We start from the raw sequence: 25,098 nt of genomic DNA on the forward strand, positions 1-25,098 counted from the left end.
GGTGCGTGTGTTACTAAGACGTATACATAATAAGCTGTTAGGCTTTAAGTGAAATATGGATAGTTCGGATAATAAAGCAGAGTTCAATAGCATATGGAGCAACCTTGATTATACGCTTCACGAATTGTCTTGTGGTGTATTGTATGGCGCAAATGGTGCTAACGAAAAACAGTGCCAAGAGTTAATGAAGGATACGTATCGTTTGCAAGAACTAGCAGAAGCTCTTGGTGAAGACGCGGATAAATTTATAGAATTCTGCCGTTGGCATTATGAACGTTATCCGCACTACTTAAGTAGGCAAACACATTTTGGTACTTATGGTCAGTACATTGTTAAATATGACGGTCCATTCGAATTTAAAGCCTAACAAGTTACTCAAACGGACGCTAAACAGTTGGCTAGCACTCGTTCCTCGTACATTTTAGCCAACAATTTCGCGCCGCTTAGTAAGGCGTTATCGATACAAACTCTAATCCGAATCAACGCTACAGGTTAAATGCTAATGTCTCGAATGTGGCAATAGTGTCGTAACACGGATAATGTGGCCAGTGCATTAGAAGCTTTAAGTGGTAGCGTAAGTAGCTAACCTCATTAAAAGGGATTTTATGTTATGCCGCAGACACTAAGCATATGAATATCAGAACCAGAGCTGCTCAAATTAGATCTAGATGGCTAAGAACGGGCTTCCAATGTAAGTTATCACTCGATGAATTAGAGCCTCTATTTTCAGTTTATGCTGAGAGTCCAAGAGGCAAGCTTGTGATTATTGATAAGACGAAGGCAATCACCTTAAAAAACCTCCTAAGCTTATCTGCTGATGAATATAATATTTATAAGCTAGACATCAAAGCTCGTAATCAAGCTACATTGCTTCATACAACGTTAAGCCGTTTTAACCAGCCAGTCCTCGTTAGCATTGATGATATTTATCAAATTATTCGAGATAAGGTTGATATCAAGAAAAAGTATTTCATACTAAAAAATGAAAACTCACCAGTAACCATCAAAAACCTTATTTTATCCCCCGTGACAAGAACAGAATATTATCTAAAGCTGAAAAAGAATGCTGATCAAAAAATGATATTCTGGCGAAAAAAAGGGCTTGAACTTAAATTTACTCTCACTCAATTAACCGAACAAATGGAATCAGTAGGGTATAGAATGATTAGTTCTAAAAAAGGGGTTCCTATACGTGACCGGATTAGGATTATCGACAACGAAGAGTCTTTGACGTTAAATAATATAGAAATATTAGTTAGTATTGATGATGAATCGAGAGTCAGGTTAAGCGTTTAAGTAGCCTTAAAGTAGCTATCCCAAGCAGTTAAGTTTTGGGAACTAACCTAGTGGCAATATTCCCTTAGTGCGCTTAGCGGATGGTAGCTGCTCGCTAACCCTAACGTCCGCTTGAAGCTCAAACATTGCTGCCGTTGATATTAATTTCTAAATGGCAACTTAGTTGGATTTTTTGCCCTTGAGTAGCAGAATTGATTAAATTATCAATTTATTGGTGTGTGTGCTGCATAATTAGTCCCAAAAACATTAAGAAGTAGTCGTAAGTGCTTTTTTGGTCTTTTTTCAAAATCGTTAATATCTGAACCTATATAACCCTCCCAAACTGTCTTTTGTATTTCATTTTTAAGATCCTGAATAGAATATAACTCCAACCATACTTTCTTTGCTGTGTAATCAGTTGAATACGGAATAGCTGTAGTTGAGGTTGTTGTACCGCTGTAATAGGTTCCACCGACATAACCGGAAGTATAGCTAGTTTGCGGCAGAAGTATGGCTGAATTAACGGTAGAAGTTTTTTGTCCCATTTGGAAGCCTAATATGTAACTTGCTTCAAGTGGATCGTCAGTTATATTAAAACCTGTTTCTTTCATTTCTTTTTTTAATAGCGCACCAAATTGCCTATCTTTAATTTTCGCTTCATCGTCAATAAATATATATATTGAGTCAGAAATATTAATATTGTATTCAGGATCTGTAACTGAAGATATGTAAGCTGTATTTACACAACCAGAAAGAAATAAAGTAAAAAAAATACAAATAAACTTTTTCATGATGACCACTTAATTAAAACTGAAATTTACCAATCAGGAATTAAATTATAACGTACATAAAGTATACTTTTTGCGCTTTAATGTTACAGAAATGTAGCCTAGAGTTATCAAAGTATAAAATCCTATGTATTTCTATTAGTGACGTTGATGAGATGGTGGTAATTAACCTCACTGTCCGCTTTGGTGACTAAGCCGAAGTTAACTTAAGAAGTTTTTCCATATATTTTCTAATACATAATTTTGTCGTATTACTAATATTATATTTTGATAAGTATTTGTTTGAATGGTTTCCAATTTATTGAAATTATGGGATATTAACGTAAAATAAATAAAAACATGGAACGGACATTACTTAAAAGTATCCATAATAAGTTAGACTAAAAACCAATACGGAGATAGAACAATGCAGGCAGTCGCTACACCTTTTTATTTGGATTGGTCTTTTTGGGCTGTGATTGTTGCTTTTTTGGCAATATTTTTATCTCAGATTCCACCGATACGTACTCTTCTTAAAAGAGCTAAATTAGAACTAGAACTTTATTCCAAAGTATCAATTAGTCATAAGTTAGGTAACCCAAACCTTCAGTTACACCTTATTATAAATAATATTGGTGGGCGGAGAGTTAGAGTAAAAGATATAAATGTGTCAATCTCAAGAGATAGTGCGCCTGTGGTTGATTTCCCTGCTCAAACCTATCTTCAAAATCAGAATGACCAAAATACAGTTCTATTTACAACATTCGCTTTAGAGCCTAAGCAAGAGTGGGCTCATATTACAAATTTCCTTAATTTTTTTAATAGAGAAAACGAGAAAGAATATCAAAAAATTGAAGGTGATTTACTTTCCGATTTTAGAGTATACAAAAAAACAACTAAAGGGAAAGAAAACACCGAAAATGAAGACTTTTACGAACACCCTGATAATCTTGTGCAGCCAGTTTATCAGTTCTTCGAAAAGCATTTTTGTTGGAAAGCTGGGGAGTACACTATGAACATTAACGTTGTAACTGATTCAGAGTCCGCTAATATAACGAAAAAATACAGATTTACTATTTTTGAGTCTCATACCGATACACTTACTTCAATAAAGGATCACTTTAAATACGGTGGTGGTACTTACTGGAATCCAAAGATTCAAACAAGTGTAGTTTTGGAATTAACTGAGGCCTAATAAGTTTAGGCAAATGGATACCTCAGAGCTAAAGGAGTAATCCATATAAAATCTAATCCAAATCAACGCTACAGATTAAATGCTTATGTCTGCAATGTGGCATAAGTGAACCTTAGAAAATCATTCAAAAAAACATCATGAAATTATTATGGGCTTAAGTCTGCTGCGTAGTCTTACCCCATTAACTATGGGTTGTTCTTTGGGTCAAGAGCTAGCCAACTGCGGACATTAGCTTTTGAGCTACTAAAGGCAGTTCAGAGCCTTTTGAGGACATAAGATGGTCATGTGTTTTTAGTTTTCTGTGACGCTATGGAGCACAAAGCTCCATAGGGTTTATCGTGCCAAGATTGGATTGGGGATTAGACTATCTATGGAAAATACAAATGGCTAAATGAAAAAAAATTATGCGAAGGCTAATTAACTTTATTTGACTCCAATTATTCAATCAGGCTTAAAATTTACTAATTTAAGTAGTTCAGAAGTATCACCTACTGAATAATGATTTAGGTAAAACAATCTATTTTTCTTTTCACCTCGACCATCTGCTGACCATTGCTCCTGTTCTTCAAGCTTCAATTTTAACAGAATACCAATTTTACCTTGTTCTAATTTAAGTTCGCACGGAGATCGAGTATCACACCAAAGAGCTACAATTGAACTTGGAGGATGCTCACTGCCATTCGTTGACCGCTGTGTCATACCATATGGCGAGATAGATAAAACACTACAGCCAGGTTCGTCAACTAAAGCCGATGAATATCTATGAGACCAGCGCCCTTTCATTTGAGGGCCGTCAAGCAAAAGAGCAACGACAAGATCAGGGCCTAGTGCGCGTACAACAGGAGCTATGGGATCTTGTCTTGCCAAGTCTTCACAGATAAGCGGGCATATATGAACATGTTCATCCCGATAAGAAATAAGCTTTCTATCGCCAGTTGCACAGTTTTCCCACCACTTTACTTTGTCCGTACTAAGTACATTACCTAACCCATATGTATTTAACTGAGTGGCATCGAGAGCCCATCGATGATGTTTTCTCTGATTCTCACCAACATAATTATTAATAAATTGGTTCTGATAAAGAAGCTCCAAACTATTTTCACCATAACTTTCAACACTATCACCGTCTCCAAAGACACCAAATATAATAACAGGAGGTTCAATGTTTCTTTCTGAAAAATAGTCTCTGATACCGCTTAATAGTTCAGTTTTATCGTTTGAGTTCACCGCACATTCAGGAATAACAACAAGATCTGGTAAGCTTAGTTCTCCTGATGATTCAATCGCGTATACGATCATCTGATGGGTAATTATTTGACGATTCTCATATGAAAAAAAACCAAATTTTTCATCCATTTGTAAGGTTGGTTTATTGTCTTGCTTAAAAAACTCATCCTTAATCTCTAGCGGCCAAGGAAGAACCAAAACATTGTATTGATTAGGTTCGATTGCCTGAGTTGAGCTTCCAACAAGTGCTGTTACTTCAACCCCTGGCTTAATGTATGCTAAATCATGGCTTAAGCTATTAAGTGAGATACCAGTTTGCGGCGTATGGCTCTTAAACTGAATTACACCATAACTTTTATCACATTGAGATAAGCTATAAATAATTGAAAGATCTTTTCCGGCAATCAATGTCTCTGCATATCTACTGATCAGCGCATTACGAGTTCGATAGATCTCATTTTGTATTCGGTAAGCACATACATCACTTGCAACATACAGTTCAAAAAGTAACTTCAGATAATCAGGATCTTTTAGTAATTTTTCAATCTGCTCTCTTGTTCTACTGCTGCTAAACAAATTATACAATAGTTGATAAAATCTCGGACTTACTTTAATTTCATTACGCGTTTGAGCATCGAGTAATCCTTGGGACCAGTTTCTTTGGTGGTTACCTGTTTTTAGCTGTTTTAGATAATCGGTTCCATTCTCTATAGAAACGATTTTTTGGTACACATCATATGTATCAAAAATCCGAGCGATAAGATGAAACGTATTCATCGGCCACATCAAGTATTGCAATAATTGATTCTCAGGATTATCTAAATCTATGGTAAAAGCAGCCTCTTCTGAGGACTCCTTTATTTCGGCAAAATCCTCTTCTGAGGACTTCTTTATTTTGGCAAAACCCTTTTTAGGGACTGAAGAATCATCACCCAAAAACATTCTGTTCAATAGTGTTGCTAATATCATGTTTATATCACCAGTTCATCAATAGCATCAGTTAGATGCAACTGGGCTGTTTGAATTTCTTTAAAGCGAAAATTAAAGATGGGATAATAAAAATATCAATTATATTCAATAAGTTTCGATACCCAATGTGTTTGATGCTGTAATTTAACACCAATAAAGTAGCGGCGCAATAAACAGAAAATGTTAAGTTTAAATCATAAAATCAATCAATATAACAGGCTGGTAATACATTAGAAACGGTACTGCGAATTAAATTAATTGCTTTGGACATTGAGGCTGTTATAACTCGCTTTTGCGCAAAAGCGAATGTCAGGTTTGTCGGATCACTTGTCACTCGATAAGCGAATGCTAACGTCCGCTACCGTATCAAAGTGATCATTAAAAACGGTTCTGCTGGTTCATGAGAGGGGTCAGCTTTGTGGTATCAGTTGACCCTATCATAGATTTTAAACGCATTATAAAATGACTAGCTGGTAAGGTCACAAAGGTGGTAAAAGTTAGCGTTGCATTCACCATTTGAACTCAAGGCTTAAAGCTGTCGTTAGCCACTATTCTCTATTCTATTTATAAAGCGACTGTCCCCGTTAATTTAGTTTAATAATGACCAAGCTAAAGTGTTTCAGGAAAAGATTAAAAGCGGTATGGTTGGTATTAAGAAAAACCGCGGTACTGACATAGATAACGAAGATCTAGAGTACCGCGACTTGTGGTGACATAAATTGGGCAGTATAAAAGCTGGTCGCACAGAGAGCTATTTACTGGTTTTTATACTCTTCAATTAATGAGCTAGTTTTCTTTTCAAGGGCTTCTTTCCATCGATCTAATTCACTTTTTGGATAAATAAAATCATGTGTTATACCTTTACCTTTAAGGTAGTCCATGACAAAAGGCTTTAAGTTTCGATTGATTTTTATTCTCCGTTCGTTAAGTGAACAACGCTCTTTCATCCTATACATCAGAACATCGTACGGAACAGCATCACTATTAAAATATACGCAGCCTTGTTGATTACGTATTCTAAGGTTATGTTCAAAGCAGGGATCTCTTAACTCAGGAAATTCAACGTTTTTAGATGAAAAATTATATTCTGACGCTAATTCTCTTAATTCATTATCAGATTCATCAACAAAATATTGCCCATTCAAAACAAGTTTATTTATAGTATCTACCCATTTAATGGTATTTGTTTGGAATAGACATACATAATCAGAATTGTGCTTCATATCATCTTTGTAGTCGAATGCAAAAAATAGTGCTACATACGGAGATTTTGTTAAGTCTATGAGGTTTGTTGGCAATCCATAATGCTGTGCTAAGGAGAGATAAAAGTTAGCATCTAACTTATCTTTTTCTTTAGGTAGGTTAACTATCAGCCCTAGTTCTTTAGTGCAATAGTCGGCGAACTCTAGAATCATTTTGTCATGAATAACAGAGTAATCATTATTTTCGGTACTTTCATCCAAATACAGTAACAGCTCTTTAAAGGTAGTGATTTCAGGTAATTTAAATACTTTGGAGAAATGACGGTAAAAAGTTGAAGTTATCATCCAATCAGCTTCATGTTGTCCTCTAAATAAAAGCGTTTTTTCTGATTGTTGTGATAAACCATCTAGCTCCGCAAGTAACTCGGTTAATTCACCTTCTGTATTAATCTCATATGTGTACCAAAAGGCTTTGTCTTGAATCATCATCATCTCCATTTTTAAAAAGGATATTATGAGTGTATTTGTAACTTTGGTACAAATAGTGACGAGTTACAGTTTGTCATCAGCAACATAACAAAAACTTATAAGGGACAGTCACTCAAAATAGCTCGGATATAGATACAAAACCTAATCCGAAACCTTGTTTGGCGCTTATTAGCTAATGTCTTCTTCACGCCCTGAGTCTTTCAGTCAACTATTTTTAACAATAATAGTGGCGACTCTCTATCTCTGAGTGACTTCAGATATTTCGTTTCACTATAGTTCGTTCTCGACTTCCAGCAACGAAATAAAATCCGGATCCACTTAAACGCTAATGACCTTACCGCCGACTGATGAGAATTCCCCTTCCTTCTTTGTTGGGTGTAATACAAACCTGCCCAATAAGATGAATGAACGGTTTTAGCTGACCATTCTATAAATGATTGTCGAAGGAATGTTGAGCATTGCCAGCGCCAATGTACCCATGATTTTTGTCCGCTTCTGACGGTTACAGGAGCGACGCCAGCGTACATTTGTACTTCTGATGCAGTCGTAAACCGATCTCTATTTTCACCAAAGGCGACGAGTAACCGTGGTGCCATGCAAGGGCCTGCACTCGGTAAAGATTCAAAGAACTCTGCATCTGGTTGTTCATGAAATAACTTGTCTATCTCGATGTCGAACATGCCAATAGCTCTAACTGTTGTTATTATTTGATCTGAAATTGATATTGCTAGAAGCTGATGTGAATCAATTATAGCGGTATCTTCGGTGATGTATTGAGCATGATTAATGATCTCAATCCGCTTTTCAATTAGTGGCACTGAGCGCCCACCAGCAGCTAAAAAGAACTTTCTTATGGTATCCGCTCTTGCTCTTTTCAACTTTTGCAAACTAGGCCAGCGATGAATAAAATTGCAAAACATTTCCGAATCTCGATGGCTAAACATCTCTAATAATTGAGGAAAGTATTGTTTAAGGACGTATATCAATCGATTCCCAAAACGTCTTCTATCCTCAACTAATCGGCGTCGTTGCTCCACCAGGTACATGAGCTTCCGTATTGGTGTACTTTGTAAAGCAAGGGGTTTGATTTTTTTAGGGTAATTAATCATTAAATCCAAAGCTAACTCAGCATCTGTTGGATCATCTTTAGCTTTGCTCGGTGTAAATGCTTCACGATATTTAGCTAGCAGCAAGGGATTGATAGGGAAGATTGTGATGAAGTTGTATTTTTGCAAAGCATACACAATCGGTCCTTTTGTCAGCTCAATAGATATGGCCAGTTGCCCTCCAAATCGTTGATGTAAAGACTGTACCCAGTCATCTATTTTTTCTGGTGAGTGAGTTAAAACTCCAAATTCACGGGTCGATTGATTGACACCTTGAATACAAAAGTCGTGTTTTTTATCTGCCCAATCAATACCTATATGAGCAGTAAATTCAGTAGTGAACGTAGTCATATTACCTCCTAAACATTAAGGCGTTCAGTCAGTATGCTCAGCTCTTCGAAAGCAATATAGCCAGTAATGAATGGTACAAGCCCTGAGTATTCGTTATTGAGCTTAAGCGTACCTAAAACATCGAAAGCAAAGGAGTAAACATTTAATGTTATGTGGCAATTATTCGTATGAAATAGGCACTTACCTGAACAGATTAAGTATGGTCTTTATCAGGAGTTAAAGACTATAATGTGGCATAAGTTAACCTTAGAAAATCATTCAAAAAAACATCATGAAATTATTATGGGGCAAGATCAGCGTGCGCATTGCCGACATTGCCGACATTGCCGACATTGCCGACATTGACCTATAGCTTTTAGCCATATATTTTCTCATGCATTACGTCTGTATTTATCACTAGTTCTATGTACAGATTAAGAGGTAATATCACCTTTTGAGAGAAATAAGGCATGACGCCTTCTTTCAACTTATGGTATAAAACCTTGTACTTGGTAATCCCTTGAAAATCATTGAATTAACCGTATGGTTGAACTCAATAAATTATAAAAGTAGGTATGATACCTTGTTTAAATAAGGCACTATGCCTTCCAATAAGCTGTTAGGCAAACCAGGAGGTTTGGTGGAAAACGAAATGCCAGAAGGTGTATTGAGGCAAAGGAGGAATTTTTTACTTTTTAGTCTTATTGTTAGCGCTTATATATTTTTAGATATTAAAATTTCAGATATCTCGATATTTGGAATTAAATTGGTGGTTTCAAATGCAGAAAATATCTTTTGGGTATTAGTGTTTTTCTGGCTATATTTTTTTTGGCGATTCTATCAGTACACTAAAAAAGTACCGACCCTTGGAGTTTCTAATACATTTAGAGGTTACTTTTATAGAAACCTAAAACCTTATCTTGATAAAACGGTTACAAAAAATTATCCCAAGGCACTCTCACACCATGAAGTCGCTTTTTATAACTTAAAATCTAAACCCTTATTTTTGTATGAATATAATGGTGAGCTTTCATTTGCAGTAGAGGGAAAAGATAACCATTACAAAAGTGAAAAAGTAACGTTAACTTTTAATAAAGTTCACTTCATCTTTCCTTGGTTTAGGGCTTGTGCTTCATTAATATTTAAAGAGTCCTGTTTTAGTGATTACGTTTTACCGTACCTACTTGGGGTTCTTATTTTCTTTTATATTCTAATAGGTAAGGTAATGTTTGCCTAACAAGAAAATAAAGCGGGACTGCTAACAGTTGGCTCGGTTTCGCTCCGCTTCACATTTTAGCCAACTTATTATCAGCCCCTTATTTGTTATGTGTTTTAGGAATTATGCGTGAAGTTTATCGATAGCGAACTTAAAAAACGAAAAAAGCACGATAAAACCAAAAGGTTTTCGTCGATTAACTGGCCAATAAAAAAACAAGAGATTGAATCTATTTTTCGTGAGTTCAATAATTTATTTTCTGACTCAAATGTCCACTTTTATATCACAACTACTCTGAATAGCGATTTTTCAAACAAATTTTATGTGGGCTACGATGTCATTCAAATTAGCTTCCCGTTTCGATGGACAGGAAATCGAGTAGTAACCGAAGGTGATGAGCAGGTTACAATGGATCATAAATCCGAACATGGACCTACATTGGTAATATCAACTTCAAAGTTAGGCATAATTAATGTCATCCTCATGCCCGCAAAAAACGATGATAAAAAAATTGAAGTTGATTCTTTGCTGTTATTCACAACGAATAATCCTAATGATCTAACCAGAGGGAAGATTGAAAAGTTCTTGCATCAATTTGTTGTATTTCAAAGAGTGGATAGTTTACTTGAACTTTCATCGTTTAATGAGAAAACCTATATAAAATGGCTTTATTTCTTTGATGCGCGTAAGCGACAAAAAGCTCAGAGTATTTTGTTTAATATTGCCAACCATTGGGCTGCGGTGTTACTGAGTGCATTGGCTGCTTGGCTTATCGCAAAAAACACATAATTATAAGCCACTCAAGCAGTACAAATAACAGTTGGTTTTTGCTCGTGCCTCGCTTATTTTAACCAACTGTTATTTGCCTCTTAGTGGGGCGTTATCGATACAAAATCTAATCCAAATCAGCTTTAAGTGCCAACCACCTAATGTAGGCAATGTCGCAGCTAACGACCTTAGAACAATGAGTCCTGGTAATTTTACCCCAACAAAAGCTAAGGTCAAAAAGGTGGAAAATAGTGTCGTAACAGTGCTAATTTTGCCAGTGCATTAGAAGCTTTAAGTGGTAGTGTAAGTAGCTAACCGCATTAAAATGGATTTTATATTATGACGCAGACACTAAGCATATGAATATCAGAACCAGAGCTGCTCAAATTAGATCTAGATGGCTAAGAACGGGCTTACAATGTGAGTTGTCACTCGATGAATTAGAGCCTCTATTTTCAGTTTATGCTGAGAGTCCAAAGGGGAAGCTTGTGATTATTGATAAGACGCAGGCAATCACCTTAAAAAACCTCCTAAGCTTATCTGCTGAAGAATATAATATTTATAAGCTAGACATCAAAGCTCGTAATCAAGCTACAGTGCTTCATACAACGTTAAGCCGTTTTAACCAGCCAGTCCTAGTTAGCATTGATGATATTTATCAAATGATTCGAGATAAGCTTGATATTAAAAGAAAGTATTTCACACTCAAAAACGAAAACTCGCCAGTAACCATTGAAAATCTTATTTTATCCCCCGTAACAAGATCTGAATATTATCTAAAGCTAAAAAAGAATGCTGACCAAAAAATGATGTTGTGGCGAAAAAAAGAGCTTAAACCTAAATTTACTCTCACTCAATTGACCGAACAAATGGAGTCCGTGGGATATAAAATGATTAACTCTAAAAAAGGGGTGCGTATACGTGAGCGAATACGGATTATCGACAATAAGATAGCTTTGACATTAAATAATATAGAAATATTAGTTGATGTTCATGATGAATCTAGAGTCAGGTTAAGTGTTTAAGTTTTGGTGCTAACCTAGTATCAATGTTCCCTTGGTGCAATAGTTGACCTAATTATCTGAAAAGATAAATGTCTGCTTAGAGTCAAAAACTAACGCTAATTATAATTAATTTGTCGGGCTACAATGGCTCGATCTTAATATGCCGAAATGGTTTAGGATAGTATATTGGTAGTAAAAATAAAAATGCGACCCTATAGCTTTTATATTAATAGGGTGTATTAAGCATAAAATATAAATTTCAGAAGAATATTACAAAAAATACAAGGATTTAATATGCATAGAAGGATCAGCTACAATTCTCAAGAATTCTATTGTCGGTATCTAAGCTTAGGGCTAAATAGTGAACCTGTAATGAGAATGTGTAGCGGAGACTTCTTCACATTTATAAATAAAGAGATGCATTTTAAGAAGCTTCCTTATGATATTAAAATCATTGATTTAATATGTGAAGATTGTATTGATGTTGATTTATTTGTTGAATTACCCAAATCTTATTTTGAAAGTTGGGATAACTTTCCGAATACTGGTCGTCAGTCTAATCAATGTGAAAAAAATGATATTGGAGATGCTGGATATTATAATTTAATAATTAGATTAGATGATGAGACCTCGTTATCCGAATTATCTCATCCATATGATGCACAGCTAAATGAAAGTTTTAAAAAACGATTTGGGGTGCAACCTCCATTAAAACTTATTAAATGTGACCACCCTAACGGAAGAAGTTTTTACCCAAATGAAGCATATATGGCGTATTGGAAAGCTTATGTTATTTTAGAGGCTGCAAACGAATGCCTATTCATTGATCGTTATATGGCAAAGGAAGAAGGCTCACTTCTATTCAAAGATAAAGTAAGGAGCGTAAATCAAAAGTGGTTGTCTCAATATGCATCTATCTTTGATGCCATATCCCATTATCGTACTTTAATTTCACAATTTAATCATCTTGAGAAGCTATTCACTACAACGCATGGTGAATTGTCTCAGCACTTACTTAATAGAGCTAATATTACAGCTTCAGAGCTAAACTCTGGCTTAGGAAGTCTTCTTACACTACATCTTGATTGGAGTCGAAAGCTAAATAACAATGGAATGACAGCATTTAACTTTGCCTTAAAATCTTTAAAACGAGATATTTACTTTTTATTTGAATGGCTTTGCGGTTTGAGTTATACCGAAGAAGATTTATTTAAACAATGGGCTAATAGTAATGGTCAAGCTGCATCACATTCACAACTAAAGGATGTTCTAGATTTTGAGGAAATTCATTTTAAATTGATTTTCGAACGATATACTCCCATATATTGTCAAGACAATTCTAAGTGGTTTAATCTTGATGGAGTAGCAGAAACGTATGACCAGTTAAACGAATATCAAAGTTTTGAACCTTGGATTAGTTCATTTTCGGATTTACATAAGTCAATAAATAAGAAAAGTGATATTACTTTCGTTCAGCCACGTTTACTAGACACTTTACTTGTGATGACAATCAGAACTGAAGTGCTAATCAGAACTATGCTTCTAAATTTATCTGGAAAACAAGAGCCAGATGATTTTTATGTTGTTTTGCGTGAACTATCTGCTTTTGTGAAAGATGATGCGTCTAAAACAGTTCTCATTGCGGTGGGAGATAATCGTGATTTAACCAAATTACAAGATCGCCCAGAGTCAGTGTTCAATAAAATTGAAACTAGTATTATTGGGAAAAAATGGTCAAATAAACAAAAACATTTTTTTAAGGTGATTCAAAAATTCATAACATCTAGGAATTACTTCGCTCATCACTATTATAAAGATCACGAATTTAAAACTCATACTAATAAGTTTTGTGGAGAAGTTGTAACCAGCTGTTTGCAAACAATATTATTTATAAACGACTCCAAACTGAAGTAATTATATGTGGATCGTTGAGGTCAAGTCTGCATATTTACGCGTTATAAATTGGGGATGTGTTATTTAAAACTAATTATAGAGGTAACGGAGTTAGATAATTTAACGTCCCTTATGGCACACAAAGCCGCCTTTAATGATCCTTACTTAGTTCAGCAGTGTGGCATAAGTGACGATTAGACTAAGTTCTCCAATCGGTTTTGTAGTGTGGAGGAAGAATATAACCTAGTTTAGTGAAGTGATGTTTTTGGCTCTTTGAAGGTGAAATTTACAATGAAAGAATATTCACACGTTTCCCACTAATAATCAGCGACAGCTGAATATTTATTTACTATTTTAAATAAGTAAATAAATTGAACAGGTAAAATAATCAGCATATAAAATCCTTCCATTAGTTAAGAAAAGATAATCCTATACTCAATGTCCTGGCAAGGATCGCGATCCAATATACAGTGTTTTATTCTTTATAATATTAACATATAGAAAAATTTATTTTTGCAATTACTTGATATTTAGATGTATTCTATTTTTATTATTGTCATTGAAGTAGACACGTATCCTTGAGGGGCTGGTGACTTAGGTCGTGGGGGTTCAAGTCCCCCCATCCGCACCACTAGATTTAAATAATTATAAAAGGCCGATTCGTGATGAATCGGCCTTTTTGCGTCTGGTTTCCACGTATTTTAGGGAGGAATTAAATGTTTCATCCTAACGCCTGTAAAGACATCTCACTATGTGGCAAGTATTAAGCCTACCACTGTATTGATATCAATGAATAACATAGGGCATATGACCTATAAAGCTGAATTAGAGACAATTGTCCCATGTTTATATGCTTTTAAAGCAATAAACTCATAACAACAACAACAACAATTTATTTCAATTTCTACTTTGGAGTTATTATGAGCGATCAGTCTGCTTACCCAACCTACGCAAAGCTCATTCATTTAGGTATAGCTTTTTTTGGTGTTTTTGCTTTTCTTACCGGAGAGTCTGCTGAAGACGGGATCACCTCAAATGGCTATTTATTGCATAGCTATTTAGGTTTGTCGTTAGCGAGCATTATGCTGATAAGAGTCGCGATGGGGTTTACTAAATCACAGGCATTGTCTTTTAAGGCATGGTCCCCGTTTTCAAAACAGCAAAGGCAATATGCCATTGAAGATTTTCGTAGTCTACTTACGTTAAAAATCCCAAAGCGGGGACCTCATGACGGGCTTGCAGGGGTCACGCAAGCTTTTGGTCTACTGATATTTATTTGGATGTCAGTTACAGGTACTATACTATTTATGCTGGGTTCAGAAAGTAAAAGTAACATTTTTGAGTATGTAGAAGAGTTACATGAAGTAGGTGAGTCGTTAATACCTATTTTTTTAGCGTTACATGTTGGGGCGGTAATTTTACATTCACTTTGTGGTAAATCTAATTGGCGGAAAATGTTCAATAATAAATTGCGTTAAACTTTCCTACTTGAGAGGTATTAAGTGTCTTTAAAGTTATATTTGCCAGCCATCGTGCTGGCATTTGCCATGGTGTTTTTTATTTTTGACATTATCAGTGATGTATTGAGTAATGAAGACGGCTTCCTTCATCTCAGCCTTGAGCTAATGGTTTTTATGGCCATTTCGCTGGTTTTATTTCACGAGCTTCAACATGTTAAATCTCTCAACAAAGTAATCATCAAAGAAAAATCGAAAACAGCAAGACTCGCTGGTGAATTACTGCAAGTGATGAAAGAACAATTCTCTCATTGGGGCCTTACCGTGTCTGAATGTGAGGTTTCGTTGCTGTTAATTAAAGGGCTCTCAATGAAAGAAATAGCGGAAGCGCGACAGGTAAAGGAAAAAACAGTTAGAGGCCAAGCTACCGCGATATATGCCAAAGCCAACTGTGCAGGCAGGCACGAACTGGCAGCATACTTTATAGAAGATTTAATGAGAGAGGTTTAACCATGGGGATTTTTGAACGTTACTTATCTGTTTGGATTGGTTTAAGCATAATACTTGGCGTGATCTTAGGGTTATGGCAACCCAACATATTTCAACTGATTGCCGAGTTTGAAATTGCGCACGTTAACATTGTTGTCGCGGTTTTTATTTGGGTGATGATATACCCTATGATGGTTCAAATTGACTTCTCATCAATAAAAAATGTCGGTAAAAATCCCAAAGGACTAGTGCTAACCATTATCATTAATTGGTTTGTTAAACCTTTTACCATGGCAGCGTTAGGCTGGCTGTGTTTTAACTATTTATTTGCAGATTTAGTTGACCCCGAATCGGCGCAAGAATATATCGCGGGTATGATTTTACTGGGCGTAGCGCCCTGTACAGCAATGGTATTTGTGTGGTCTCAGTTAACCAAAGGCGATCCTAATTACACCTTGGTTCAAGTCTCTGTCAATAATGTCATCATGATATTTGCTTTTGCGCCTATTTCGGCATTTTTATTGGGCGTTAGTGATATTCAAGTGCCGTGGGAAACGTTACTTATTTCCGTTTTATTGTATGTGTTATTGCCTTTAATTGCGGGTGTAGTAACCAGGAGAATGCTAAATAAGGGCAATGATAAAGTTGATGCACAGAAAAGTGCAGAGGTAAGTATAAATGCTGATGAAGAAACAAATACAAATACTGACAGTACTAATAAGTCATTAGACAACTTATTAGCGACATTAAAACCTTGGTCGGTTATCGGTTTATTAGCGACCGTTGTTTTATTATTTGGGTTTCAAGCCAACACCATCATATCTGAGCCGCAAACCATCGGCTTAATTGCTATTCCACTGATGATCCAAACATACGGTATTTTTATTATTGCTTACCTAGCGGCAAAGTGGCTGAAATTACCACATAACATCGCGGCTCCCGCTTGTTTGATCGGCACATCTAACTTCTTTGAGTTAGCGGTTGCTGTGGCTATTTCGCTGTTTGGTTTACATTCTGGTGCGGCATTGGCGACAGTTGTTGGAGTGCTAGTTGAAGTACCCGTTATGTTGTCTTTAGTTTATTTTATTAATCACACCCAAAACTGGTTTGTTGAAGGTGGGTAATCAACGAACAATCATGAGTCATAGCTTAAATATCCCTTAGTTGTGGCTTAACTATAACTCATTTATTACTTAATCATCCTTATCTTTTGGCAGATACTTATAACCAGTAATCATGGCAGAAACTAACCCCTAAAATATGCAAAGGAATAAGGAAGAGTAATCCGTAAAAGGAATATACATGGGCAGTTATAAAGAGTTTTCATATCGCGCGCATTTCTTTATGGGCCGCTTCATCAACATTCAGCTTCGAATAAGGTTGAATCACTTCAGTATCTTGCTTATCTATGGCAATACTTTCGACGAAGTATTTTCCATAGTCGTTTGCCAACATGAAAGTATTCACGAACTAAGTTTTGTTCAACTAATTGCGTAATTAGCTGTTCGTAGATACCCGCAGTGTTCATGAAAAGCCTTTAATTCAACGCTTTAATCGTTTCAGGGTATCTGAAAAAGGATGAGAGAGGAATGACAAAACAGGTTAAATATTATAAAAGAATAAGGGGGAGGTAAACGCTTTACTGCTTTGATATATATTATTTTTTTTATTCTGTATAGATGATAGGACTGTGTATTAAAAAAGAGCCTGTAAAGTTAACTTTAAAGCTCTTTTTTCATCGTGATAAAAACACTTGTCATTACTATAAAGACTTAAGGTACGCCAATAAATAGTTCTGTTCGGCTAGGTCTGTAATTTGAACATGACGCATACGAGTACCCGGCACTAAAATATCATTACCTGCCATCCATCGACGAAGATTGGCTTCTGTCCAAGTTAACTCTGATTTCTGTAATGCTTCAGAATAGGCAAAACGCGGAAGTGATGCGGCTTTACGATTTATAACGCCAACTAAGCTAGGACCAAATGTGTTTTTGCTGGTATCGGTTGAGTGACATGCACTACATTTTTTAAAAATCTCTTGCCCTGCTGCTTGCATCATTACTTCATTATTACCTTTCGCTAATGAAGTAAAAGAGATAGTCGCTGCTAAAATTGACATACCCAATATTTTGCTTTTCATTTTATTCCCTTTATATAACTGAAAGACTCATTGATATTATATTATCAATTGCCCTATGCAGATGTAGACCAAAAGGATGAAATGAGTCTACTCATAAAGTATGAGTTTCTTTCATTACTAAGTTGTTATGTTGAGGAAGGGAGCAGTCAGTAAGTTTTCTCTTTAAAGGGAGCTGATATCGATTTTTTTCGTAGTCTTTTATTGTATTAATCTTTGATTACGTTTCAATAAACAATATTAAATCAGAAAGTTGACAATCATAGTGATAATGATTAATGTTTGGCAGTCTGGTTGGAAAATGACCATGAAAATATTTAACATAAAGGGAACTTTAAATGAAAACCATTATATTAGTTGCATTATCGACTCTTCTATTTGCATGTAGTAATACTGATAAGCAGAGTGAAGATGGTCAACTCACAGCAGCACAAAAATCATCTGGTTATGAATGTAAAAGTATTAAGGTAACCGGTACTCGTATTAGTAAAAAAATATGTAATACCGCAGCAGAGCGTCAATATAGTAAAGAGCATGCTGATGAATTCGCTCGAAAAATGAAAGATGACATCACTAATTAACATTAGTCATAATAACAATATCAAAATAATGAAAACTTTGAGTTGCATCAGGCACCTTTTAAATAGTTTATCAGCACTACAAGTAACTAAAGATACTAATGAATAATCTTTAGTTACTATCCTTATCATTACTTCCAGTTTTTTATAATCTCCCTCGATACTGTTTTTTTTGAGTGACTGATGGTCATTTGCCACGTTTACCATTAAAATTCACGGTTCAGTAAGTGTTGTTCTTATAAGAACGTTAACGTGGAGGCAATGGCCGTAAATGGTTGAAAATAGAAGTCAGTTATATAGCAGTTATCACGATCAAGGTTACTTTGTTATTAGAGATTATTTTAATGTGGCTGAAATATCAGCCCTTAGAAAAGTCATATTAAAATTCCATGAAGCTTGGAAAAAAGATAATGAAGAATTTTATCGGGAGGAAGCGTTCAACTCTTCCTTAATCACTGGAAGTCAGTATTTAGCATATGACGATCGAGTGCAGTTATTTAACTTTATCAGTTCAAAAAAAATAATGAGTATTATCGATTCTGTGATGGCGGCTAATCCAGCATTTATGAATACTCAATTATTTTTCAATCCCGTTAATTCCCATCAAAAAGATTTTTGGCATAGAGATTGTCAATATGATTATGAGGTTGAAGATCAAAAGAGAGTCATTTCTGAGACACAAGTCGTACATTTTAGAATTCCATTATTTGATGAACTTGGTATGGAGCTGGTGCCAGGAACGCATAAACGATGGGATAATGATGAAGAATTTGAAGTCCGACAAGAAGAAAAGGGCAGAGTCAGTAGTGAAAGCCTCTCTACCGGAAAAAAAATTAAGTTAGCTGCGGGTGATTTATTAGTTTTTTCGGCTGATATGATCCACCGGGGACTATACGGATTAGATCGATTATCGCTGGATATGTTAGTTTTTGATTCAACTGGCGATTATGTTGACTATGTTGATGATGATTGTTTACCAGAAACCTCCATGCTGGATAAAATTGATGATCCTAGATTGTTTATGAATACCATCGATTTAAAGATGAAAACTTAATTTTAGTTCGCAAGGCCATTGGCTGCTTAGTGGCAAATACTACCTAGCATTATCCAAAGCTTCATGAACTTAGGTATTTTAAATTAATAAAGATCTTTTCCGTCTGAAATAAGTTTTTTATTGATATTCTCCTGCTGAATTTTGCCTTTTGAGGTATCATAGTACAATAAGAATACAGCTACTGCTTTAGTGTGTTTAAGGCTTTGACATTTTTCGCCTTTCTTATGAATTAAACACAATTAAATTAAAATCTATAATGGAATATAGAATATGAACATGGACAGTGTTAGGTTAAGAAAATTATTAGATCATCAGCAAGAAATATTATCTAAAATTGCATTAGGTACGCCTTTAGACGACATTCTTAACGATATTTGTTTATCTATTGAAGAAATTATTGAGGATAAATCAGCAAGGTGCTCAATCTTATCGTTAAAAGGGGATCGACTTTTTCATCGTGCGGCACCCAGTATTGATTATAACTATTGTCAGTTAATAAATGGGGGGCAGGTAGGCCCAAGCGCAGGTTCATGTGGGACATCAGTACACCGTAAGTCGCGCGTAATTGTTAAAGACATAGAAACATCACCGTTATGGTGCGATTATAAAGAACTAGCTTTAAGCTTTGGCCTAAAATCTTGCTGGTCAACGCCAATTATTTCAACGCAATCAACTATTCTTGGCACCCTTGCCATCTATCATAGTTATCCTAAAACCCCATCAATTGAAGACTTAGAGTTAATCGACTACTTCGTTAACTTTTCCAGCATAGCCCTAGAAAAAAATGTTGAATCACATAAAATTAAGCAACTGATTTTTGATTTGCAGCAAAGTAATGAAAAATTTCAAGCTTTTACTAAAGTCATGCCTGATTTGATCTTAATTTTAAGTGAGGAGGGGGAATATACTGATATTTACGGATCATCTGATGAATTGTTATATAACTCGCTAAGTAAACTCATTCAACAAAACGTGCAGGATGTTTTGCCTGAAGAGGATTCTGCGCCGATTATGTCGGTAATCGAAAAAACGTTAGAGACTAATGATGTTCAAATTTTTGAATATCAGCTTGAAGTTCAAAGCGGTAGAAAGATTATTTTCGAAGGAAGAACAGCACCTATTGAACATTACCAGCCAAGTAATTTATCCCAAAGGCATGTGGTATGGATGGCTAGAGATATTACTATCCGAAGGACGGCCGAAAAGGAAGTCGAACGGTTAGCATTTTTTGACCCCCTAACCAGCCTTCCTAACAGGAGGATGCTTAACGAAAGGTTAACTATGTGTGTAGAGAGAGTAAAGCGCACGAATAAAACAGGTGCTTTATTATTTTTGGATTTAGATAAATTTAAAAGAGTTAATGACTCATTAGGACATAGTGCAGGGGATAAAATTCTCATTGAATTATCAAATAGATTAAGCTCAGTGATAAGGTCATCCGATACCTTAGCTAGAGTTGGAGGTGATGAGTTCATTCTGTTGCTGGAATATATTGGTGAGGATAACAAACAAGCTAATATCGAAGCTGAGATAGTTGCGCAAAAGCTACGAAGTGTATTCCAAGATAAGTTTGAAATAGATGGATTTGCATTTCAAATGAGCTGTAGTATTGGCATTTGTTTAGTAAATACTGAAAACTCAGTAGCAGAGCATATATTGCAGTTTGCAGACACCGCAATGTACCGCTCTAAAATGAAAGGAGGTAATAGTTATAGTTTCTATGATCCTGAATTACAAACGCTACTCGAAAAGCAAACTGAGCTTGAAAAAGATATTGTAAGGGCGATAGCTTGTAATGAATTTTGTGCTTACTTTCAGCCTAAAATAAGTGCATTAGGTGAGGTCGTTGGAGCGGAAGCTCTCATTAGATGGAATCATCCGAGTAAAGGATTAATACCCCCCAATGAATTTATACTTATTGCTGAACAATATGGATTAATTCAACAGCTACAAAACATTGTGCTAAGAGATATTTGCATTTTAATTAATCAACTTAGTGCTGATAATATGATTGATGAGTCATTTAATGTTTCAATCAATATCAGTCAATGTCAATTTAACTCATCGACTTTAAAAACTGAGTTACTTAATACAATTAAGAATTTCAATATACGGTCATCACAAATTAAATTAGAAATAACTGAATCAATGTTGTCAGGTGATATAGATAAAACGATGCAGCAAATGGAAGGACTCAAAGACAAGGGGTTCCTATTTTCAATAGATGACTTTGGTACCGGTTATTCATGCTTAACCCACCTAAGTGCTTTTCCAGTTAAAGAATTGAAAATTGATAAAAGTTTTATTGATAAAGTTCTAGATGATGGCAGCGGATTTAATATTGTTCAAATGATAATAAGCTTGGCAAAAAGTCTTAATATATCTGTGGTAGCTGAAGGCGTTGAAGGGTTAGAGCAATTCGAAATATTGAAAACGATGCACATTGACTCAATTCAAGGTTATTTAATTGCAAAACCAATGATTTCAAATGATTATTTAGCATGGCATAAACATAATAAAGCTATCTTTGAATAACCTTTGAGTATTCTAAATGCTAATTATTTCGCGCGTAAATATCAATGAACTAATACGAACACTCACTAATCTCTTGAGCATTGTTGAGTGTCCGTATTTCGCATCATATTTCACACTAGGTAAATGACGTTATTATTTCGGCCCTTTTTTAGCAATGATAATAGGAGAGCTGACTGGGTTTTTCATAATATGGCCGCTCTTAAGGCCTTTAATTGTTCCCCATGCAGCTATAATCCAAGCACATAATAATCCTGCAAATAAGATAACCGCAGCCCATTCAAATGCTGGCAACCCAGTATGTAGCGCTAATTGGGTAGTGCCTGTTACACAGGTGCCTACTGGGAAGGTAAATGCCCACCAAGTGAGCGCAAAAGGCATCTTTCTACGCAGAGCTCGTAAGGTAAGAAAGCTTGCTAAAATCGACCAGTAAAAGGCAAAGCCCCACACGGGTACGCCATACAAAATAGCCATAGTATTTAGACTGCCTGCAATGGGGTGTTCAACAACTGCTAAGGCAACTGCCCCTAAGGCGCCCGCTGCGGTGATTGATTGTCCCAGAGGCCCTAACACTAACCACAATGTTGGTACTCGTGCGCCGCCAGACGTACCTGAGTGTACTAACCGTCCCCAGATTAAGGTAAGAATAATCATTGCAGCCATTAAGCTAGTACCAAACATGGCATAACAAGCATAGAGCAGCGTTTGTTGTAATAAAGTATCTTGAACGTGGGGAATAAACATCGCGCCAATTGCCGCTGATACCATAGGCGGAACGACTGGCATAAGCCAACCACCAAAGGCTGCATCTCCACGTACTTCATGATGAGTAAAAAGTCGATAAGGTATAATAACGGCTGTCATCATCCCTACAATGGTGCCCGTTATCCAAAGACTCCAAGCAATTACCATCAATGTATCTTGTGCAAAAAAATGATGGCCAAATAATAATGTTCCGCCAGCAATAGTAAGCAGCGCCATTGGTGGTGCACCAAAAAATTGCGCCATCACAGGATCATTAAATTGGCGTTTGATAATATGAGGGTTGGTAATGGTTTGAACCGCCTTTAGCAGTAGCATTACAATTAACATGAGGGAAGCAATAACCCAGATCACAAGACCGGCTTGACCTAAATATTGACCCACCATAGGTAAACCAACGGCTGCATTAGCAATAATGCCGGTTCCCATTACGGAGGCAAACCAGTTTGGGCCAATCTCGATATTTAATTCAGGCTCTACATTTTCTACGTTCACCGTCACGTTATTCTCCTTGTTTGTTAAAGCCGTTTATTGATGAATAAACCACTTTTACTGATGACTAAGATGTTCCTTTGAAATCTGTTGATTTCGTTCATTATTATTGTAATAGATTACAGGTGTTGTGGCGTCATGAATAGTAATAACAATGCCATTAAAAAAACCACATCCAGTTCCCTGAATGTGGTTACGTAATTCAAATAGTACGATTACTTATTTTTCAATACTTTTATTTAATAAAGGCAGCCAGTGACCAAAGCCCCAAAGCATGGTTTGTACAAAACTTATCTCTGTATTACTTTTAGTTTTCACTTTGGCTTTCATCGCAAAATACTCAAGCAAGTGCGCCAAAAGTACAATGCCAGCTAAGGGTAAAAGATATAATTGATATTCTACGGGGAGCGGATTTATTGATGCTAGCCCTAATATTGCCAGTATCCATAAACCGGTGAGTAGTGCTTTGGTACTGTGTATTATAAAATTAAACATGGGTTCTTTCCTTAATTAATGTGTCAGCATCATATCTGCAACTTTTTCGGCGATAGCCATCGTCGGTGCGTTGGTATTGCCACTGATAAGTGTTGGCATAATAGAAGCATCTATTACTCTTAATTTATCAATACCGTGTACTTTGAGCTGATTATCAACCACAGCCATGCCATCATTACCCATTTTACAGGTGCCTACGGGATGAAAAACTGTGCCTATACGCTCTTTGGCTTTAGCAAAAATTTGCTCATCTGTTTCAAAAGCATTTCCCGGGTGCATTTCATTACTATAATGTTGGGCTAATGCCGGCGCGGTTAATATTTTACGCAGCTGACGCATGCCATCAATTAAGACTGTTTTGTCTTTTCCTTCTTTATCAGAAAATAAGTTGAAATCTATTTCTGGTGCATCTTGATAATTAGCTGATTTTAATGACACAGTGCCGGTACTTTCAGGGCGTAGTACACAGACATGACATGAAAACCCATGTTGTGTTAACAGTTTTAAATCTCTGCCATTATCGTCATATAACAAAGGCAGCATATGCAACTGAATATCGGGTCTGTCTTCCTTCTCAGTAGATTTAATAAAACCACCAGCTTCTAAAATACTGTTGGCAAGTTTGCCTTTGTTACCCGTGATGTAGTTAATACCATCAGGTACCATTTTCAGTAAACTTGAAACCGATAGGGTAAAACCGTCTGTTTTTTTACTTTTTACTAAGACACAGGCATCTACATGTTCACGTAAGTTTTTGCCTACGCCTTTAAGTTCATGCACACAATCAATACCGTGTTGTGTCAGTTCACTCTTATCGCCAATACCAGATAACATTAATAGCTGTGGTGAAGCGATGCTACCACCACTTAAGATGACTTCTTTATTCGCTGATAAGGTTCTCTTTTCGCCTTTAACGTAAACATCAACACCATAAGCTTGTTTGTCTTTTAGTAGTACCTTACTCACTTGTGCATAAGTTAATACGGTAAGGTTAGGTCTAGACAGTATTGGCAACAAATAAGCATGAGCAGCAGAGCAACGCTTGCCATCTTTTATCGTGCATTGGTAATAACCTACGCCTTCTTGATCACTGCCATTAAAATCATCAGTCACTTTGAAACCCGCCTGTTGGCTCGCCTCAATATATCGTTTACTGATTTCATAAAAAGCGGGGCGATCTGTTACTTGTAACGGACCTGCGCCGCCGTGCAATTCACTCTCACCACGGCTATTGGTTTCTGACTTTTTAAAGTACGGTAAAATATCGTCGAATGACCAACCTTCATTACCTAATTCTGCCCAATGGTCATAATCTTGTTTTTGCCCTCGTATATATAGCATGGCATTGGTGGCTGAACTGCCACCTAAACCTCGACCTCTGGGAACAAAGAGGGGTTCACCATTGCGAATATCTTTTCTAGGTTTAGCATCAAAACTCCAATTGAATTTTTTCAAAAACATGAAAGCTGAAAATGCCCCCGGCGTTTTTACTAACATAGAGTTATTATCACTGCCAGCTTCTAACAAGCAGACGTTAAATTTACCGTCTTCAGTTAACCTATTCGCCAAAACACAGCCCGCTGAGCCACCTCCAACTATGATGTAGTCAAAGTTGTTATCTTTCGATTTATTCATATACCTTGCCTTAAATTTTTACT

The 25,098-nt window shown here is 36.1% G+C and carries 22 protein-coding genes; 13 read left to right on the plus strand and 9 right to left on the minus strand.

Features of this window, described 5'->3' with window-relative positions; translation table 11 throughout:
• Window positions 1-55 precede the first annotated feature (55 nt).
• Window positions 56-367 (plus strand): hypothetical protein, encoded by a 312-nt coding sequence (locus tag CXF79_RS09330; RefSeq protein ID WP_101154735.1) that lies wholly within the window; start codon window positions 56-58, stop codon window positions 365-367.
• Window positions 368-630: 263 nt separating this feature from the next.
• Complete coding sequence (locus tag CXF79_RS09335) at window positions 631-1,296, plus strand: hypothetical protein (RefSeq protein WP_101154736.1); 666 nt, start codon at window positions 631-633, stop codon at window positions 1,294-1,296.
• Window positions 1,297-1,499: 203 nt separating this feature from the next.
• On the opposite strand, the gene CXF79_RS09340 is transcribed toward CXF79_RS09335, so the two are convergent.
• Window positions 1,500-2,066: a hypothetical protein gene (locus CXF79_RS09340; RefSeq protein ID WP_101154737.1), complete on the minus strand. Its 567-nt coding sequence runs from the start codon at window positions 2,064-2,066 to the stop codon at window positions 1,500-1,502.
• Window positions 2,067-2,469: 403 nt separating this feature from the next.
• On the opposite strand from CXF79_RS09340, the gene CXF79_RS09345 reads away from it, so the two are divergent.
• Window positions 2,470-3,237, plus strand: a complete 768-nt coding sequence (locus CXF79_RS09345) for a hypothetical protein (protein WP_101154738.1) — start codon at window positions 2,470-2,472, stop codon at window positions 3,235-3,237.
• 441 nt (window positions 3,238-3,678) lie between these two features.
• Here the strand turns inward: CXF79_RS09345 and CXF79_RS09350 are convergent, their stop codons facing one another.
• The 3 genes from CXF79_RS09350 to CXF79_RS09360 all read right to left on the minus strand — a co-directional run bounded on the left by CXF79_RS09350 (window position 3,679) and on the right by CXF79_RS09360 (window position 8,581).
• Window positions 3,679-5,433 carry a hypothetical protein gene (locus CXF79_RS09350; protein ID WP_101154739.1) on the minus strand — a complete coding sequence of 585 codons (1,755 nt, stop codon included), beginning with the start codon at window positions 5,431-5,433 and terminating at the stop codon, window positions 3,679-3,681.
• Window positions 5,434-6,188: 755 nt separating this feature from the next.
• On the minus strand, window positions 6,189-7,121 hold the full coding sequence (locus tag CXF79_RS09355; protein ID WP_157825860.1) for an FRG domain-containing protein: 933 nt from the start codon (window positions 7,119-7,121) through the stop codon (window positions 6,189-6,191).
• 203 nt (window positions 7,122-7,324) lie between these two features.
• Window positions 7,325-8,581 (minus strand): IS110 family transposase, encoded by a 1,257-nt coding sequence (locus tag CXF79_RS09360; protein ID WP_101153835.1) that lies wholly within the window; start codon window positions 8,579-8,581, stop codon window positions 7,325-7,327.
• Between the two features lie 619 nt (window positions 8,582-9,200).
• On the opposite strand from CXF79_RS09360, the gene CXF79_RS09365 reads away from it, so the two are divergent.
• The 7 genes from CXF79_RS09365 (at window position 9,201) to CXF79_RS09395 (ending at window position 16,511) form a co-directional block, all read left to right on the plus strand.
• The gene (locus tag CXF79_RS09365; protein ID WP_157825861.1) at window positions 9,201-9,797 is read left to right on the plus strand and encodes a hypothetical protein; all 597 of its coding nucleotides are present in this window, start codon (window positions 9,201-9,203) and stop codon (window positions 9,795-9,797) included.
• A gap of 108 nt (window positions 9,798-9,905) precedes the next feature.
• Window positions 9,906-10,565, plus strand: coding sequence for a hypothetical protein (locus CXF79_RS09370; RefSeq protein WP_101154742.1), 660 nt, complete (start codon window positions 9,906-9,908; stop codon window positions 10,563-10,565).
• Between the two features lie 467 nt (window positions 10,566-11,032).
• A complete protein-coding gene (locus tag CXF79_RS09375; protein WP_232769129.1) occupies window positions 11,033-11,569 on the plus strand; it encodes a hypothetical protein in 537 nt (178 codons plus the stop codon).
• A gap of 273 nt (window positions 11,570-11,842) precedes the next feature.
• Window positions 11,843-13,462 carry a hypothetical protein gene (locus tag CXF79_RS09380; protein WP_157825862.1) on the plus strand — a complete coding sequence of 540 codons (1,620 nt, stop codon included), beginning with the start codon at window positions 11,843-11,845 and terminating at the stop codon, window positions 13,460-13,462.
• Window positions 13,463-14,361: 899 nt separating this feature from the next.
• Window positions 14,362-14,919 (plus strand): cytochrome b/b6 domain-containing protein, encoded by a 558-nt coding sequence (locus CXF79_RS09385; RefSeq protein WP_101154745.1) that lies wholly within the window; start codon window positions 14,362-14,364, stop codon window positions 14,917-14,919.
• A 24-nt stretch (window positions 14,920-14,943) separates the two neighbouring features.
• Window positions 14,944-15,408, plus strand: a complete 465-nt coding sequence (locus tag CXF79_RS09390) for a helix-turn-helix transcriptional regulator (protein ID WP_232769130.1) — start codon at window positions 14,944-14,946, stop codon at window positions 15,406-15,408.
• Window positions 15,409-15,410: 2 nt separating this feature from the next.
• Complete coding sequence (locus tag CXF79_RS09395) at window positions 15,411-16,511, plus strand: arsenic resistance protein (RefSeq protein ID WP_101154746.1); 1,101 nt, start codon at window positions 15,411-15,413, stop codon at window positions 16,509-16,511.
• Between the two features lie 199 nt (window positions 16,512-16,710).
• On the opposite strand, the gene CXF79_RS23805 is transcribed toward CXF79_RS09395, so the two are convergent.
• A complete protein-coding gene (locus CXF79_RS23805; protein WP_269801457.1) occupies window positions 16,711-16,842 on the minus strand; it encodes a hypothetical protein in 132 nt (43 codons plus the stop codon).
• A 307-nt stretch (window positions 16,843-17,149) separates the two neighbouring features.
• Window positions 17,150-17,530, minus strand: a complete 381-nt coding sequence (locus CXF79_RS09400) for a c-type cytochrome (protein ID WP_101154747.1) — start codon at window positions 17,528-17,530, stop codon at window positions 17,150-17,152.
• A 335-nt stretch (window positions 17,531-17,865) separates the two neighbouring features.
• Between CXF79_RS09400 and CXF79_RS09405 the strand changes: the two genes are divergently transcribed.
• From CXF79_RS09405 to CXF79_RS09420, 3 genes are all read left to right on the plus strand, one after another.
• On the plus strand, window positions 17,866-18,108 hold the full coding sequence (locus CXF79_RS09405) for a hypothetical protein (protein ID WP_011044199.1): 243 nt from the start codon (window positions 17,866-17,868) through the stop codon (window positions 18,106-18,108).
• 268 nt (window positions 18,109-18,376) lie between these two features.
• Window positions 18,377-19,159, plus strand: coding sequence for a phytanoyl-CoA dioxygenase family protein (locus CXF79_RS09415; RefSeq protein ID WP_101154748.1), 783 nt, complete (start codon window positions 18,377-18,379; stop codon window positions 19,157-19,159).
• Window positions 19,160-19,435: 276 nt separating this feature from the next.
• A complete protein-coding gene (locus CXF79_RS09420) occupies window positions 19,436-21,694 on the plus strand; it encodes a bifunctional diguanylate cyclase/phosphodiesterase (protein ID WP_101156239.1) in 2,259 nt (752 codons plus the stop codon).
• Between the two features lie 132 nt (window positions 21,695-21,826).
• Here the strand turns inward: CXF79_RS09420 and CXF79_RS09425 are convergent, their stop codons facing one another.
• The 3 genes from CXF79_RS09425 to CXF79_RS09435 form a co-directional block, all read right to left on the minus strand.
• Window positions 21,827-22,954, minus strand: coding sequence for a TDT family transporter (locus CXF79_RS09425; protein WP_101154749.1), 1,128 nt, complete (start codon window positions 22,952-22,954; stop codon window positions 21,827-21,829).
• Between the two features lie 210 nt (window positions 22,955-23,164).
• A complete protein-coding gene (locus CXF79_RS09430; RefSeq protein ID WP_011044196.1) occupies window positions 23,165-23,440 on the minus strand; it encodes a DUF1145 domain-containing protein in 276 nt (91 codons plus the stop codon).
• Between the two features lie 15 nt (window positions 23,441-23,455).
• Window positions 23,456-25,075: a GMC family oxidoreductase gene (locus tag CXF79_RS09435; protein ID WP_101154750.1), complete on the minus strand. Its 1,620-nt coding sequence runs from the start codon at window positions 25,073-25,075 to the stop codon at window positions 23,456-23,458.
• Between the last annotated feature and the right edge of the window lie 23 nt (window positions 25,076-25,098).

Origin of the sequence: Colwellia sp. Bg11-28 (assembly GCF_002836245.1) — a bacterium.
Taxonomy (GTDB): Bacteria; Pseudomonadota; Gammaproteobacteria; order Enterobacterales; family Alteromonadaceae; genus Colwellia; species Colwellia psychrerythraea_A.

Excerpts from the sequence above, each read along its gene's own strand:
- CXF79_RS09330 (WP_101154735.1), top strand. The coding sequence starts at position 56 with ATGGATAGTTCGGATAATAAAGCAGAGTTCAATAGCATATGGAGCAAC.
- CXF79_RS09335 (WP_101154736.1), top strand. The coding sequence starts at position 631 with ATGAATATCAGAACCAGAGCTGCTCAAATTAGATCTAGATGGCTAAGA.
- CXF79_RS09340 (WP_101154737.1), bottom strand. The coding sequence starts at position 2,066 with ATGAAAAAGTTTATTTGTATTTTTTTTACTTTATTTCTTTCTGGTTGT.
- CXF79_RS09345 (WP_101154738.1), top strand. The coding sequence starts at position 2,470 with ATGCAGGCAGTCGCTACACCTTTTTATTTGGATTGGTCTTTTTGGGCT.
- CXF79_RS09350 (WP_101154739.1), bottom strand. The coding sequence starts at position 5,433 with ATGATATTAGCAACACTATTGAACAGAATGTTTTTGGGTGATGATTCT.
- CXF79_RS09355 (WP_157825860.1), bottom strand. The coding sequence starts at position 7,121 with ATGATTCAAGACAAAGCCTTTTGGTACACATATGAGATTAATACAGAA.
- CXF79_RS09360 (WP_101153835.1), bottom strand. The coding sequence starts at position 8,581 with ATGACTACGTTCACTACTGAATTTACTGCTCATATAGGTATTGATTGG.
- CXF79_RS09380 (WP_157825862.1), top strand. The coding sequence starts at position 11,843 with ATGCATAGAAGGATCAGCTACAATTCTCAAGAATTCTATTGTCGGTAT.
- CXF79_RS09385 (WP_101154745.1), top strand. The coding sequence starts at position 14,362 with ATGAGCGATCAGTCTGCTTACCCAACCTACGCAAAGCTCATTCATTTA.
- CXF79_RS09395 (WP_101154746.1), top strand. The coding sequence starts at position 15,411 with ATGGGGATTTTTGAACGTTACTTATCTGTTTGGATTGGTTTAAGCATA.
- CXF79_RS23805 (WP_269801457.1), bottom strand. The coding sequence starts at position 16,842 with ATGTTGGCAAACGACTATGGAAAATACTTCGTCGAAAGTATTGCCATA.
- CXF79_RS09400 (WP_101154747.1), bottom strand. The coding sequence starts at position 17,530 with ATGAAAAGCAAAATATTGGGTATGTCAATTTTAGCAGCGACTATCTCT.
- CXF79_RS09405 (WP_011044199.1), top strand. The coding sequence starts at position 17,866 with ATGAAAACCATTATATTAGTTGCATTATCGACTCTTCTATTTGCATGT.
- CXF79_RS09415 (WP_101154748.1), top strand. The coding sequence starts at position 18,377 with ATGGTTGAAAATAGAAGTCAGTTATATAGCAGTTATCACGATCAAGGT.
- CXF79_RS09420 (WP_101156239.1), top strand. The coding sequence starts at position 19,436 with ATGGACAGTGTTAGGTTAAGAAAATTATTAGATCATCAGCAAGAAATA.
- CXF79_RS09430 (WP_011044196.1), bottom strand. The coding sequence starts at position 23,440 with ATGTTTAATTTTATAATACACAGTACCAAAGCACTACTCACCGGTTTA.
- CXF79_RS09435 (WP_101154750.1), bottom strand. The coding sequence starts at position 25,075 with ATGAATAAATCGAAAGATAACAACTTTGACTACATCATAGTTGGAGGT.